This window comes from Flavobacterium sp. NKUCC04_CG, from assembly GCF_019345525.1.
In the GTDB taxonomy this organism is placed as follows: domain Bacteria; phylum Bacteroidota; class Bacteroidia; order Flavobacteriales; family Flavobacteriaceae; genus Flavobacterium.
This window is the reverse complement of sequence record NZ_JAHKRA010000004.1, coordinates 1-15,240: the sequence shown is the minus strand read 5'-3', so window position 1 is coordinate 15,240 and position 15,240 is coordinate 1. Positions and strand designations below refer to the sequence as shown.

15 protein-coding genes are annotated in these 15,240 nt (G+C 39.1%); 3 read left to right on the top strand and 12 right to left on the bottom strand.

Features of this window, described 5'->3' with window-relative positions:
* Window positions 1-77 precede the first annotated feature (77 nt).
* A complete protein-coding gene (pafA, locus tag KO524_RS04095) occupies window positions 78-1,724 on the bottom strand; it encodes an alkaline phosphatase PafA (protein ID WP_219290628.1) in 1,647 nt (548 codons plus the stop codon).
* A gap of 317 nt (window positions 1,725-2,041) precedes the next feature.
* Here pafA and KO524_RS04090 point away from each other — a divergent pair, with 317 nt between their 5' ends.
* On the top strand, window positions 2,042-2,728 hold the full coding sequence (locus KO524_RS04090; RefSeq protein WP_219290625.1) for an HAD family hydrolase: 687 nt from the start codon (window positions 2,042-2,044) through the stop codon (window positions 2,726-2,728).
* A gap of 121 nt (window positions 2,729-2,849) precedes the next feature.
* Here the strand turns inward: KO524_RS04090 and KO524_RS04085 are convergent, their stop codons facing one another.
* The 8 genes from KO524_RS04085 to KO524_RS04050 all read right to left on the bottom strand — a co-directional run bounded on the left by KO524_RS04085 (window position 2,850) and on the right by KO524_RS04050 (window position 12,663).
* Window positions 2,850-3,560, bottom strand: a complete 711-nt coding sequence (locus KO524_RS04085) for an outer membrane beta-barrel protein (protein WP_255555130.1) — start codon at window positions 3,558-3,560, stop codon at window positions 2,850-2,852.
* A gap of 9 nt (window positions 3,561-3,569) precedes the next feature.
* Window positions 3,570-4,865 (bottom strand): TolC family protein, encoded by a 1,296-nt coding sequence (locus KO524_RS04080; RefSeq protein ID WP_219290622.1) that lies wholly within the window; start codon window positions 4,863-4,865, stop codon window positions 3,570-3,572.
* Between the two features lie 98 nt (window positions 4,866-4,963).
* Window positions 4,964-8,074, bottom strand: a complete 3,111-nt coding sequence (locus tag KO524_RS04075; protein WP_219290619.1) for an efflux RND transporter permease subunit — start codon at window positions 8,072-8,074, stop codon at window positions 4,964-4,966.
* A 16-nt stretch (window positions 8,075-8,090) separates the two neighbouring features.
* Window positions 8,091-9,197, bottom strand: coding sequence for an efflux RND transporter periplasmic adaptor subunit (locus tag KO524_RS04070; protein WP_219290616.1), 1,107 nt, complete (start codon window positions 9,195-9,197; stop codon window positions 8,091-8,093).
* A gap of 65 nt (window positions 9,198-9,262) precedes the next feature.
* A complete protein-coding gene (locus KO524_RS04065) occupies window positions 9,263-9,718 on the bottom strand; it encodes a hypothetical protein (RefSeq protein ID WP_219290613.1) in 456 nt (151 codons plus the stop codon).
* A gap of 11 nt (window positions 9,719-9,729) precedes the next feature.
* On the bottom strand, window positions 9,730-10,437 hold the full coding sequence (locus KO524_RS04060; protein ID WP_219290611.1) for an MgtC/SapB family protein: 708 nt from the start codon (window positions 10,435-10,437) through the stop codon (window positions 9,730-9,732).
* Between the two features lie 179 nt (window positions 10,438-10,616).
* On the bottom strand, window positions 10,617-11,984 hold the full coding sequence (locus tag KO524_RS04055) for an ATP-binding protein (RefSeq protein ID WP_219290608.1): 1,368 nt from the start codon (window positions 11,982-11,984) through the stop codon (window positions 10,617-10,619).
* Window positions 11,974-12,663 (bottom strand): response regulator transcription factor, encoded by a 690-nt coding sequence (locus KO524_RS04050; protein ID WP_219290590.1) that lies wholly within the window; start codon window positions 12,661-12,663, stop codon window positions 11,974-11,976. The genes KO524_RS04055 and KO524_RS04050 overlap by 11 nt, the downstream gene beginning before the upstream one ends.
* A gap of 167 nt (window positions 12,664-12,830) precedes the next feature.
* Between KO524_RS04050 and KO524_RS04045 the strand changes: the two genes are divergently transcribed.
* Window positions 12,831-13,238 (top strand): helix-turn-helix domain-containing protein, encoded by a 408-nt coding sequence (locus tag KO524_RS04045; RefSeq protein ID WP_219290588.1) that lies wholly within the window; start codon window positions 12,831-12,833, stop codon window positions 13,236-13,238.
* Here KO524_RS04045 and KO524_RS04040 read toward each other — a convergent pair.
* Complete coding sequence (locus KO524_RS04040) at window positions 13,181-13,693, bottom strand: hypothetical protein (RefSeq protein ID WP_255555128.1); 513 nt, start codon at window positions 13,691-13,693, stop codon at window positions 13,181-13,183. The genes KO524_RS04045 and KO524_RS04040 overlap by 58 nt on opposite strands.
* 122 nt (window positions 13,694-13,815) lie before the next feature.
* On the opposite strand from KO524_RS04040, the gene KO524_RS04030 reads away from it, so the two are divergent.
* Window positions 13,816-14,010, top strand: coding sequence for a hypothetical protein (locus tag KO524_RS04030; RefSeq protein WP_219290582.1), 195 nt, complete (start codon window positions 13,816-13,818; stop codon window positions 14,008-14,010).
* Window positions 14,011-14,162: 152 nt separating this feature from the next.
* Here the strand turns inward: KO524_RS04030 and KO524_RS04025 are convergent, their stop codons facing one another.
* A complete protein-coding gene (locus KO524_RS04025; RefSeq protein WP_219290579.1) occupies window positions 14,163-14,789 on the bottom strand; it encodes a hypothetical protein in 627 nt (208 codons plus the stop codon).
* A gap of 8 nt (window positions 14,790-14,797) precedes the next feature.
* Window positions 14,798-15,181, bottom strand: coding sequence for a hypothetical protein (locus tag KO524_RS04020; protein WP_219290576.1), 384 nt, complete (start codon window positions 15,179-15,181; stop codon window positions 14,798-14,800).
* Window positions 15,182-15,240 lie beyond the last annotated feature (59 nt).

Here is a 15,240-nt window from a genome sequence, read left to right as displayed (position 1 = left end):
TTTACAAAACAATATTTATAAAAAAAGCCCTTTTGATCAAATCAAAAGGGCTTTTTTATTCTAAAAGACGGAGTGGCTTATTTTTTAATAACCTCTTCAATCGGTATTCCAATATTTCCGTTTGGCTCTTCAATTTTTAGAATTGCAGCTAAAGTTGGAGCGATATCGACCATATGTGTTTCTCGATTGCTTTTCCCTTTATTCACTCCCCAACCCATAAAAACTAAAGGGATATGTGCATCGTAAGACCCCCAAGTTCCGTGAGTGGTTCCCGTGCCATTTTCTTTACCACTAAACCATTGTGGTTCTAAGATATACTGGATAACGCCACTTCTCTTGATGTGATAACCGTTGATGATTCGTTCTTTGATTCGCGCAGGAATAGAAGCCATTGCTGTTTTGTCCATATCAGTCACAAACGCGACCCCTTCAATTTTTTTCATATAAGCCACCACTGCCTCGCGGATATCCGATTCGTCTAATTTTTCATTGGCAATCAATGCATTGTTTAAATGCACTTGGTAATTCATCAAACTATTGACTATTTCCCTTTCACCAAATTTCAATTCCAACATCATATTGATTTCAGCCTTGTGTTTTTTAGTATCAAAGTATCCAGCATTTCCTTTTTTATCTTTAAAATAACGCGGATTATGTGCTGCGCCATGATCGGCAGACAAGAACAAAGTGTATTCATCCTTTCCCACATGCTCGTCCAAATACGTAATTAAACCAGCTAAATCAGCGTCCAAGCGCAAGTAAGTATCCTCAATTTCGATAGCATCAATACCAAATTGATGTCCGATATAATCCGTTGAAGACAAACTCACTGCTAAGAAATCGGTTACTCCTTCAGGATTTTTACCTAAACTTTCATTTTCTATAGCAGCTTTGGCCAAGTCCAAAGTCAAGGTGTTTCCAAATGGCGTTCCCTTAATTAAATCCAGGCCGTTATCTTTTTTGAGTTTCTCTAAATCTCTAGGGAAAACCGGTGCTTCTTCTCCTTTAAATTTACCTTCGTAAACCGTATTATCTGCAGTACTTAAAGTATAAGTCTCTATAGGATATAGGGTATTCCAAGTTTGATTAAGGTATTTTTCAGTTGGTTTTGCCGCATTGAAATCCAAAACCCATTTCGGTAATTCTTTCATATAAAAGCTACTCGTAATCCACTTCCCCGATTCGCCGTCAAACCAGTACGCCGCATCGGCAAAATGACCTGCAGGTAAAATACCCCCACGATCTTTCATTGCAATACCAATTACTTTGGATTGAAAGTTCGTCGCCAATTTCAATTGATCGGTAATCGTAGAAGCCAATAGATTTTTAGGTGATTGCATCCCTACTTTTCCCGTCACTCCCACTCCTACAACACCATCATCTTGGGTACAATAACGCTCTTCTCCCGTGTTTTGTATTATAAAATCATTACCAGCTATTCCATGTATCGCCGGAACACTACCTGTGTAAATCGAGCTGTGTCCAATAGCCGTATAGGTAGGAACGTAATTGATATACGTATTCTCACAAGAAAAACCCTCATCTAGAAGACGTTTAAAACCATTATCCGCATACCGATCATAAAATCGATACAAATAATCCCAACGCATTTGATCAACGACCACACCCACTACTAATTTAGGTTTTGGCAGCGCAGTTTGTGCAAAAAGCGAGATGGAAAAAAATAGTGAAACCGTTACAAAAAAACCGGACTTTAAATTCATATCTTAGTATTATATTTTTTGATTTAACAACATCATTATCAGGTTAATTACCGTAAAATCACCCCATCTAAATAGAGCGCCGTAGCCTATGATTAATCGGCAATAAAATTAGCAATAATAGTCGTGCTTCCCAAACACCGCTCCAATTAAACCCAGTTAAGTACGATTTGAAAATAGCATTTGGTAGTGACAAAATTAAAGTATTTTAAACTATTTGCTGTTAGCTAAATGTTATATCCTTATTTGTTTTTGCCGTCTTGAAGAAAATCAATAAGCCATAAAATGAATATCTTTGTGTGTAACCTATTAAAAAGTCTATGAACAAGATTAAAGTTATCGCTTTTGATGCTGACGATACCCTTTGGAACAACGAACCTTTTTTTAACGAAGCGGAAAAAAAATTCTGTATCTTATTAGAAGACTATTTATCACATCAGGGTTTGTCTCAAGCCTTGTTTAAAACTCAAATTGACAATTTACCGTTATATGGATACGGAATCAAAGGTTTTGTTTTATCGATGATAGAGACGGCTTATGCCGTATCTAACAATACAGCGAGTATTCGTGTGATTGAAAAAATCATACAAATCGGAAAAGACCTGCTCACCAAACCCGTAGAGCTTTTAGACGATGTTGAAGATATATTACAGCAACTACAACAAAAGTACAAATTGGTTGTTGCTACCAAAGGTGATTTAAAAGATCAACACCGAAAACTCCACCATTCCGGCTTAGGTGGTTATTTTCACCATATCGAAGTGATGTCGGACAAACGGGAGATCGATTACGAAAAATTATTATTGCGCTTGGAAGTTAAACCCGAAGAGTTTATCATGATTGGAAATTCTTTAAAATCGGATGTATTACCCGTTTTGAATATAGGCGCGAGTGCTATACACGTTCCTTTCCACACAACCTGGGCACACGAACGCATTGATCATGAGATTGTTCATCCGCGTTTTTCGACCGTAAAAAAGTTGTCTGAAATTATTGAAAAGTTTTAAAATACGGCTAGAAAAAACAGCAATTAAAAAGCCCCTATTACTCGTGTAATAGGGGCTTTTTTCATTGCTCCTTTCTTTTTCTGTTTTTTATCTCATTTGGCGTTTTAAACTGCGTCTGCTATTAGAATTGCAGCCCCAAAGAAACACCATAGGATTCATTGTATATTTTTAGGGTTTTTATCCCGGGTGTACTTTCTAGTCCATAGGAATTTGCATTGTCAAATATCGGTGCAAACCCCCTAGAATAATAGGCTCCTATAGAAAATCGCTTTTTAAAAATGTAATCAATCCCGGCTACAAAACCGTAATCCATTTTCTGTAAGTATTTATAGTCTTCCGTGTCTTCGGGTCCTGTGCCAAATATTTCGTAATCCTTATATTTGTTTCCGTTTTCATCCAATGCCGTGATTGACGATTCGAGCAGTACGTTGATATAAGGACCCGCATAAATTTCCAATCCACCCCATTTAAAAGTTGGCGAAATGGGATTTATCCTTAATCCCTTCATTTTTAATTGGGCATCGATTACAACATCCTCTTCCAACTCTCGATCAAAACCGGCTCCATATTGCTGATAAAAGAGCTCATGCCTTAATGCGAAATGTTTGCCCACCAAATTGGAAACGCTGATTCCGACAAAAAAACTATTTTGTTTATCGGTTTTACCATCTACGGCCCATTGATCTAAATGTTTACCAAATAAATCCGATTGGATCCATCCGGCTTTGATTCCGAATGAAGTATTTCCCTTGGCTTGATTCCCATCTTGTGCGAAACCTAATAAAGGCGTCAGCAATAAAAAAAAGCCGATTACTATTTCTTTTTTCATCATCCTTATATTTTAAAATTCAATGTCCCAAATACCCACTGCTTTTTCGAGTTCTACCAATGCCACCGCATAGTCAAATCGCGCTTCAACATAAGCCTCTCGCGTTTCATTATAGGTTCTTTGTGCATTTAAAACCTCTAAAAGACTACTCGCACCACGTTGGTAACTGTAAGTAATTCCATCTAAAACCTCCTTGGCCTCTTCTAACATGCTATTTTCAAACTGCTGAATTTGCTTTTGCTTGGTCCAATAGGTCCGAAGGGCTTGTGCGATTTCTTTTTCCAATTCGAGTTCCACATCACGATATTCGAGTTCGGCTTGCTTTTGCTCATACAAGGCCGTTTTCAGTCCCGCATCTTTTTTGTTGGAAAATTTCAGTGGAACAGATATACCGGCTTTTACAGCAGTATGTCCCGGAGTTGGCGCTACTGCATTTCGAACAAAGGAGTTGTTTTCTACTCCCAAACTCAATCCCAAGTCCACTACGCGTTCTGCCTGTGCCAATCTAACTTCATTACTAGAAACCGTTTGATTTTGTTTGGCAACCAGATAATCCGTACGTTGATTCCTGGCCGTACTTACTAATTCTTCCAAATTAAAAAGACGATCAAACTTCTCCAAATTTCCTTCGGGTATATACAGTGAATCCGTTTGGCGAGAAGCAAACATTTTTTTGAGTTCCAATAAACTATTCTCCCAATCATTTTCTGCATCCGCTACCTCGTTTTTCATCGCTCTGGTTTCCAATCGACTTTGTACTGCATCGACTTTACTGATTTGACCCAGCGAGAAGCGAATGCTATCGGATTTCGATATTTGTTTCATCGATTCATAGGAATCCTGCTTGACATCAACCAGCATTTTGTGCTGTAAGGTTTCTAAAAAAGCAATGGTCGCCTCCGCTCTCAATTCGTGAAAAAAATTCTGTAATTCTAGCGTAGCGAGGACTTTTTGACTATTTGCCAAATTTTTTCTCGCTTTTCTCTTTCCGCCAAGTTCGAGATCCCAGCTTAATTCCGCTTCAAAACCGTAGCCCATTTCCATTCTTCGCTCTCCATTATCAACCCATCCAAAACTCAGCTCTGGGTCTGGAAATATTTTAGCTGCTTCCACTTCTGCATCGGCTATATCCAAATTGTATCGCTCAGCTAAATACCCTAAATTCTGTGTCCCTATTCGATTTAAGAAATCGTGATATGTAATTTTCTGTGCTGCCAACTGAGGCTTTTGCACCTGAGCCAGGCCTTTCGGTGTAACCCATAGCAGCAAAAAACAAGTTACCAACAGGGAAATCCATTTATTTTTCATACGTCGCTATTATTTGTATTTTTTTAAGTTGCTGTGATACCGCCTCATGCTACAAAATGGGCTTTCAACTCCTTATAGCCTAAAGGCGGTTCCAACAACTATTTTTCTTCTAAATCTTCCGCTTTTAAAAAGTCGTTCTCATGACCCCATTTCTTCTCAACCAGGTAATACAGAGCCGGCAAAACAAACAGGGTTAATAAGGTTGCAAACAAGAGTCCATAAACAATAACTGTTGCCAATGGCCGCTGTACATCCGAACCGATACCCGTAGCTAAGGAAGCTGGGAATAATCCTAAAACGGCTACTGTTGCCGTCATTAAAACCGGTCTAAAACGTTCTTTAGCCCCCAACAAAACAGCATCTTTTAACTTGGTGTGCTTCTTTCTCTTTTGGTTGATATGAGAAATCATAATAACTCCATTCTGAATAGCGACTCCAAACAAGGCAATAAATCCGACAGCAGAGGAAACGTTTAAAGACATTCCGCGAATATTCAAAGCCAACATCCCTCCGAATAATGCTAAAGGCACTACAATCATCAACAATCCCGCCTGTCTAAATTTACCAAAGGCCCCATACAGCAGTACAAACATCAGACACAAGGTCAGCGGTACAATGATCATCAGTCGGTCATAAGCGCGATTTTGATTTTCAAATTGCCCACCCCATTCGATTTTAAATTTCTCGTGGTCGTATTGTACTTTTTGCTCTATTTGATTTTGAGCGTCCTTCAGTAGCGAGCCCAAATCGCGATTTCGCACATTGAGTTTTACCGTCAAATGACGTCGATTCATCTCTCTGGTTATGGTGCTTTCTCCTGTACTGGTAATTACTTCTGCCACTTGTGACAAAGGAATCTTAGCACCCGTACTTGAAGTCAACATCAGATTGGCAATCTTCTCTGGGGTATCTCGGCTTTCTTCGCTATAACGACAACTGATTTCATAAACCTTATTTCCTATAAAGACCTGAGAAATGGCTTTCCCTCCAATAGCTACTTCGATCAATTCCGCTACATCAGCAACGTTTAATCCAAATTGTGCAATCTTCTCTCGGTTGGCGTGAATTTGGAGTTGGGGTAAAGGCGGCACCTGATCGATCGCCAAATCCACAGCACCTTCAACGCCCTTAAGCGTTTTCATCACATCATTAGCAATACGTCTGGTTTCATGGAAATCCTCCCCATATACTTTGACTACCAATTCACTGTGAGCACCGGCAATTTTGTCCATAACCCCATCAATCATCGGTTGAGCAAAACCGACAGTCATACCCGGTACAGTGGCATATTCTGCTGAAAGCTCCTCGATTAAATCATTTTTAGTTTTACCACTAGGCCATTCCGAATACGGTTTTAATCCGACAGAGCATTCGTAATGTGATGGTGTAAACGGATCGGTTCCGTCATCATTACGTCCAGCTTGAACCATAATGTAAGTTACCTCATCGTATTTCATGGTTCGCGCTCGCAGGGTGTCGCTCATTTCCTTGGACTTCTCTATAGAGATTCCCGGAGGAAGCTGTACTTGCAACCAAATGGAGCCTTCGTCTAAGGGCGGTAAAAAATCTTTCCCAACCTTCATCGTCAAGGCCACAGTTCCAATCAATATAATCAATAAGGGTAAAAAAACCTGTTTGGGTTTGGCTACGATTTTTTGGACACGGTTAGCATAACGTGCGGTTAATTTTTCCAACCAACGGTTGTGATATACTTTTTTAGGTTTTTTATAAACCATATAAGCCAAGCCCGGTATCAGGAATAAAGCTACTGCAAGAGCTCCTAATAAGGCATAACCCACGGTAAAAGCCATCGGTGTAAATAATTTTTTCTCTACACGCTCAAACGCAAATAGGGGTAAATAGGCCGTGATGATAATCAGAGTAGCGAAGAATATCGGTTTTGCTACCTGCTTGGCTCGATCGGCTATGGATTTCTCTTTTAATACCTCATCGGGTTTCTCTTCCCGCTTTTTCAGTATACTTTCCATCATGACTATCGCACCATCTACAATGATTCCGAAATCAATAGCTCCTAAAGAAAGTAGATTCGCTGGAATATTGGTGAAATGCATCAATATGAAAGCCATTAAAAGCGATAAAGGAATCGTTACTGCCACTAGCAACGCTCCACGCCAACTGCCTAAAAAGACAATTAAGACAATGATTACCAAAGCGATTCCCTCAATCAAGGTTCTGGATACCGTATTTAAAGTAGTGTCGACCAAATCGGTGCGATCTAAGAACACATGGATATTCACCCCTTCGGGCAAGATACCGTTATTGAGTTCCGCTACAGCCCGATGAACTCCCTCAAGTACTTCTGATGGGTTCTGTCCTTTTAACAGCAACACTATTCCCTCTATACTATCGGAATAGTTTCGTTTGCGATCGGTGTATCCCAAGACTCCCTTACGTTCCAAATTTCCGTATTTGAGATTACCCAAATCATTTAGAAAAACAGGAACTCCATCTTCCGCCTTGACTACAATTCGACCGAGATCCTCCAAATTTTTAATCAGTCCAATACCCCTTACAACATAACCTAAATCTCCTCGGGTTAAAACACTTCCACCCGCATTGACATTATTATCTTCTACGGTTTCGACAACATCGCTTAGCGAAAGCCCATATTGTTCTAATTTATGCGGATCCAGTTCAATTTGAAATTGGGTGGTTATTCCTCCAAAATTAGTTACCTCGGCAACTCCGGAAACCTGATTGATCTTCGGAATAATGGTAAAATTCTGAATATCGGTTAACTCGCGCAGGCTGTAACCGTCTCCTTCGATGATGTATCGATATACTTCTCCAATGGGAGAGGTCAACGGGTCCAATTCGGCAACTGCATCATAGGGAAGCTCCAAATCATTGAGTCGTTCTTGTATGCGTTGTCTGGCAAAGTAATCGTCCACTCCATCTTTAAAAACGATGGTGATCATCGATAATCCGAAAGTACTGTTACTTCGCATAACATGCATGCCGGGCATACCGTTTAACGCTCGTTCTATAGGTATGGTAATTTGCAGCTCCATCTCTTCTGCGGCTAGTCCAGGCACCTGAGTCACTACTTGTGACGTTACATCGGCAATATCCGGATAAGCTTCAATCGACAATTGTTTCCAAGAAAAATAACCGAAGATTCCCAACAAAAGAAATAAGGAGATGACCAAACCTCTTTTTTCTATAATTGTTTGTAATAAATTTTTCATCGCTTGCTTTTCGTTTTTATTTGGCTTGTAATAGGTATATTCCGCCTTCGCTAATGACCTCAGCGTCGGTAGTCAAGCCTTCTATAATTATGGTTCTTTCTCCCGAACTCCCCGCGCTGACCACATCTTGACGACGGTATTTATCTTCCGCCACTTTTACATAAACAAACGAACTGTCCTCATCTTGCATCAACGCCTTGGTTGGAATAAAAATGACCTCTTCGGGTTTATCCATAAAGTTGACATTGACATACATACCTGGCTTTAACTTGCGATCTTGATTTTCCACTTCAATCATCACCTCAACACTTCGGGTTTCTTCATCCACAATTTCATTGATATGGTAGATAGTCCCTACAATCGATTGGTCAGGATAGGCCGACAATTCAATGTGAACCTGATGTAATTTGGACAAATGTTTGATATCCTTTTCCTTAACCTTAGCAACAATCCATACTTTTTCCAAAGCGGCGATAATAGCAATAGGCTCGGCATCTTCTTTAATATATTGCCCCAGAACAATCATATTACTAACCACTTCACCCGCAATAGGTGCGCGGACGATTAACGGCTGACCCAAAACGACCTGATCCGGATCAATACTAAAAATTTTTAGTGCCGCTCCTGCCTGTGTCATCGTGGCTTTTTTAGTTATAAATTCCGTTTCAGCTTCTTCGACTTCTTGCTGAACACCAACCCCGTTTCTTAACAGGTCTCTTTGTCTCTTTAAATTGAGTTCCGACTGTTTAAACTCCTGCTTGGCTTCAAAGTAATCTTTTTGTGCTTCAAAATAATCCGGTGAACTAATTTCAAAAAGCGGGGTACCGACTTGCACCTTCTGTCCAACACGAACAAACGATTTTTGAATTCTCCCAGCAAATGGTGGAGCGATTTCGGCATAATTATTTGGAATAGTGGTGACTACTCCAGCCGTAACTAAATGAAAACTAAATTCTTCTTGACTAACCACAGTCGTTTTAATTCTTGTTTTCACATGGGACCCCTCCCGAAGTGTTATAACCTGATCGGAAACTTCAAAGGGTGTTTCTTCTTCTAAAATTGGTTTCTGTTTGCAGAAGGCAAACAAAAAACATAATCCTCCAACTAGTACTTTTTTAATCATGGTAACTCTGTTTTTGGTGAAATAATGGTTTTGAATTTATTATTAATGACACGGATTTCGTCCGATTACAATTCTGAAGATACCCTCTGAAGAGTATCCGTTTTCTTTCCTCTTTTTATCCTTTTATAAGAACTCCACAATATCAATTGTTCCCCTTTTCTCGGTATGATATGTGGCCATAAATCGATTTGCTCCTGTACTGTTAGCATCTGGAACCAGTTTATTCGCTGATCCGAACTCATGTTGTCAAATAAAAGCGCAAATTGTATTTTGCTGATGTGTTGAAAATAGGATAATTGCTTTTCAAGGCTAAAAAGGGTAAAGATTCGCAGCTGAAATTCAATTTCAAATTCATGAAGCAACTCCTGCAATACGGCATTATCTACCGCAGCCAATACATCGCTAACAGCTAGTGCAGGCATTTTCTTTAAAAGCGGCATGATTTGAAAAAGATGACTTACTTGACTTGAGTCTTGTTTCCAAGGAAACGGTGTTGTATGGGTGGTTTTGTTCGTTTTCATAACAACCGTTTTTATTCATTTATATGACTGATCAGTTCCCAACTCACTTCGGAAACACCGTACTCCAGCGACAAGCGACGTGCAATTTGCTCCATCATTTCGTCGTTTTTACCATTGGCTAAAATTTCGGAGGTTAGAAAGGAATAGGCCGGATTACCATTATCACTACTCTTTAACGAGCGAAGTTGTAGATTTGGCTCACTTTTTAAAGCACTGAGAAGCAATACCCTAACATGATTTTCAACCTGTTCTTTACAACCGACAATCAATTGGTATAGCGGTTCATTACTGTCGACCTTAGCAAACGATATCCGATTGATGCGATTGCCCAACGAACGCATACTGATGTGAATAAATACAATGATTAGTGTTAGAAAAACAGCTTGTTGCCATAAACCGGCTCCGGATAATGACCCCACAGCAGCAGAACACCAAATGGTTGCTGCGGTGTTGAGTCCGCGGATGCTCATCCCGGATTTCATGATAACCCCGGCTCCAAGAAAACCGATACCGGTAACAATTTGTCCAGCTACTCGAGAAGGATCGCCCTCTATACCCGTAAGGGAAAGGGACAGCAGTATAAAACTCGCAGCACCTACAGCAACCAAGGTATTGGTTCTAAGTCCTGCACTTTTTTGTCTGAATTGGCGTTCGGCTCCAACCAAGGTTCCCAATATAAACGCCAATGTTAATCGGAAAATAAATTCTGTAATAACCATAACTCTTTTTTTGTGTTTCATCAAAAACACAACTGCGTCATGATTTTGATTTACTAATTAAATTTCGTCCTATTGGGATCTGCTTCCATGTTTTTTTTTTTGATGTTGCAAATGTATAGGATACACAAAAAAGGAGCTGTTAGAAAGCCCTTAGAAAAAAATTAGAATCTCATTAGAGATTAAAGATGTGGTAAGGTTATGGTAAAGGTGGTTCCGTGATTTTTTTGAGAAACCACGTTGATTTGTCCCTGATGAAGTTCAATGATTTTTTTGGTCAGCGAAAGTCCAATGCCGTTTCCGGCAAAAGAATTGGCTGTACTGCCTCGGTAAAAAGCCGTAAATATATGTTCCAACTCTTCAGCAGCGATACCGATACCGCGGTCGGTAAAGGTCAGCGTCATATCCGATTCGTCTGACGCGATCAACACACTACATTGATGGTCGTCTGAAAATTTACAGGCATTTTCCAATAAGTTGACAAAAGCGACCTGAAGTAAATACGGATTGCCATAGGCCGATATCCATTGTTCCAATTCCAAGTCCTCTTGAAAATTCAAGTGAATTTTATAGTCCGCCTGAGATTGTTGTAATTGCTGACAGGCGTCTAGCAAAACCTCATCAACCCGTATTTCTTTAAAGGCTATTTCGGAGCGGTCGTAATGCGCTTTGGCGAAGTCCAACAAGCTGTTGGACAATTTGACAATACGCTCGGCATCTAGTAAGGCGTTGTTGATAGTACTGACATATTCATCCACCGTGAGATCGCGCTGTTGCGACAATTCCAATTCGGCGATAATCGCTGCCAATGGCGTTCTCAATTCATGAGAGATATTGGAAACAAATTGTTTTTGGGCGTCGAACGAATCTTCCAATCGGTCGAGCATGGCATTAAAGGTTTGTCCCAAGCGAAACAGTTCGTCTTTATAACGCGGTGGCTTGATGCGTAAATCCAGATTGGTCACCGAAATTTTATTGACCTCATCGATGATATCCTGAACGGGTTTTAGCGCGCGATTGGACAGAAAATATCCCGCAGCAAAAATAAATACCGTCGATACCAAAGTCATCAACAGTATGTTTTTTAATAGATTTTCTTGTTTTTTATAGCCGTATTCGTCGAAAGCCGTAGCGGTGACAACATAGTCCTGATCGTTAAAACGGTATTTTAAACCGATAACCTGCCAACGGTCTTGATAAAATTTTAAAGATCCTTTTTCATAAATATCATCGACCATAGCCTTCGTTTCCTTAACCATATCAATCTCAACCGCATCGTGATACAGCAAGTGAAATGAGGTATCGTAAACCGCTACTTCGACTTCGTGTAGTATTTGTCTGTTGTTGCTGTAAATTTGATGTAGGGTTTCGGGAGAGATTTGTGCTCCTAAAAAAAGGTTGGCCTTGGTAATGGCTTCCTTTTGTAAAACCAGATAAAATTCTTTCTCGCGACTCTTTTCCGACGACCAATAGAGCACCGCAGCAAAGACAAGCAAAATCGCCACTGCCAATACGGTAAATAATATGGTCAAACGGATTTTAATCTTCATTGGCCTTCAAGATAAAGCCCATACCGGCTTTGGTATGGATTAGTTTTTTATCAAAATCACGGTCTACCTTTTTGCGCAAATAATTGATGTACACATCTATAAAATTGGTACCGGTATCAAAATGGGTATCCCAAACTTTCTCGGCAATTTCGGTACGCGTTAAGACTCTTTCGGCATGTTCCATCATGTATTGCAACAGATTGAACTCCTTGGGTGTCAGATGAATTTCAATTCCTTGCCTTTTCAATTGTTTGGCGTTGAGATCCAATTCCAAATCAGCATAGGTCAACAAGTGGGACACGGGTTTGTGGTTGGTATCAAAACGCTTCAGTAAAGCGCGAACGCGAACGTGCAATTCTCGCAACTCAAAGGGTTTGACCAAATAGTCTTCCGCTCCGGCATCGAAACCCTCCACCTTATCGTCGGTAGTTCCCAATGCCGTAAGCATGATGATCGGAGTTTGTGGCAAGTGCTGCTTTAATTCTTTACACAAGTCAATACCGTTGATCTGTGGTAGAATCACATCGGTTATAATCAAGTCATAGGCATGCTGCAAAGCCAGTTTGCGCCCCATAAACCCATCATAGGCCACGGTAACGTCATAGGCCTGCTCCTCTAAACCGCGCTTGAGCAATTCAGCCATGCGGGTATCGTCTTCTATTACTAATATCTTTATCACTATACAAAGGTAAAAGGATATTTCTTTAATTCCCAACACTCTAGCTTTTTCCTACTAAGTTTTGGCGTATTATAACCTATCGATTGTTAAAATGGCATTTTATTCCCAAGCCTACTTGGTATTTTTAAACTAAAAATACTATATTTGATTGCATAACAGCTCGTACTATGTCACAGTCAAAAATACATCAAGGTCGAAATATAAAACGTTTCCGTGAAATGCTCGGTATCAAGCAAGAGGCTTTGGCCTTTGAACTCGGTGAAGAATGGAATCAGAAAAAAATATCGGTACTCGAACAAAAACAAGATATAGAAGTTGGTATTTTACGTCAGGTGTCTGAGATACTGAAGATACCCGTAGAAGCTATTGAAAATTTTGATGAAGAATCGGCCATAAATATTATCTCCAACATTTTTCACGATAATTCAGCAGCTATAAGCAACTACCCTACTTTTCATCCCGTGGATAAAATCATTGAAATCCACGAGCAAAAAATTGCGCTTTACGAACGTATGCTTCAAGAAAAAGATGCGATGATGCAGAAATTAGAACAATTGATCGAACGCAATAAATAGGAGGTTTTGGATTCGTGCGCGAGCAGGGTTATAGACCCTTCCATGATACCATTATTAACACTAGCTACTCCCCCTTCTGTAAATCTAGTTCCTTTACCATTTAATTGTATATCAAATCTCACTTCATGCAAACCTCCTTTTGTATCAGGTGAAAATTTATGATTACTAGGAGAATTTGTCATCGTTAACGATGTTCTTATTGCTGAAAGACTACTAAGCCCTCCTTGAACTTCATTCTTATCTGCATTTAAATAATTCGATGTATTTCCTTCAGAGATATAAATTTTATTATCATCTATACCATCACTTCCTAAATAATTCCCTTGTTTATTAAAATAATCTCCATCAACTGCACTCATCCCCGTCGGGTCAATCAAATTGATTGGATTGTTGTGAACATAATGGTAGGGTGTCCATCCATGGTTTGCTCCGCTAACGGGTCTACGTTGAACCACTTCTACTCCATTTTTGCTTCGCGCGTCACTTCATATTTGCAAAGAACCTATTTCCCTCTCTATAAAAATAAACTTTTTTTCCAATTGAAAAAAGAAAACCATCCATTGATGTAGTTAAAAGATTGGTTGATGAATTAGGTACTACCATAGGATACTTACTTGGAGAAACCGCTCAAATTAACATCCTCAAAAATCCCGAAATGCTACATCGACTCAATGAAATTGAAGATTTACCTGAAGAAGATAAAGCACATATACTCTATACTATAGACGGATTAGTCAGAGATGCCAAAACCCGAAAAGCATATTCTAAATAGGTATAAATACAAAAATCCCAACCGTAAAAAGTTGGGATTTTTTGTTTATTCGTACCACACGAAGGGATTGACTTCGTCGCATTGCATTTCTCGCGGTAGCGGGGAACAATTTGTGCGCACTAGCAAGATGCTGGAGCGAGCGGGGACTATTTTTACATTGAAGAACTTGTCTGCACATCTTCAAAAAAAGAATTGCCTAATATTTCGAAAAACTCTTTATGCTGTGGATATTTCTTCATATATATACCTCCCTGTTTCATAAACTCTTCTTTAGAAAGCACTTTAGATTTAATAAAAAACAAATCATAGAAAACCTCTTCTTTAAAAACATTTTCTTGCTCTTGATACTTTTCAATCGCTTCTAAACTTTTTGAAAAGTATTTCTCTCTACAATTAACATCGTTATGGCATAAAAAACCTTGAGCCAAGTTTAAATACATTTCTTTTGTATAAGTCCTTTTAAAATCCTTTTCTTCTAGACTATTTACAAAAAGAAATATTTCCTTATATTTTCCTAATCCTAATAAAATTTCAATTTTTAAATCAACGGATTGAATCCTTCTATCCAAACATTTAATTGAAATTTCTAAATATTTCAAAGCTTCTAATAGATTTCCCTCTCTACTTTCTTCTGGTAAATACGAACTATTTATTTTTTTTACAGCATTTGAAAATGATTCCTTACATAATTTCTCTTCTGTCTCCTGCCCTTTACACTTAACATTCAGTAAAAATGTAATAAACAACAGTATACATATTCCTTTTCTTTTATATAACATATGATTCTTTATTTAGTTTTAGGGCTGAAAGGTGGATAACTATGGTTATATTTTAATGGATATAGTCCCATCCGAGAAAGAGGAGTTGCTCCACTTCCATCAGACTTAACATTAATCCAATTTCCCTGTACGTTAACTCCTGGGAAATGCTTCATTCCTGGCAGAGAATAAATATTAGAAGCAGGTATCATAATCTCACCATAGGCACCATTAGTTCCTGATTGTGTTATTTCTGACTTATTATACTTAACATCACGTAATCCTGCATTAAATTCTTTTCCGCCAAATGTTGTTGAAGCTAATCCTGTTACTGAGACAGTCTCACTTCCAGTAGCTCCTCCCCCGCTGCCGCACGAATCCTTTCGTGTGGCAAATAGAATTCTACAATACATAACACAAAAATACTTTGATTTCAGGATATCTGGCGTTTATATAGCTATTAACTATAAGA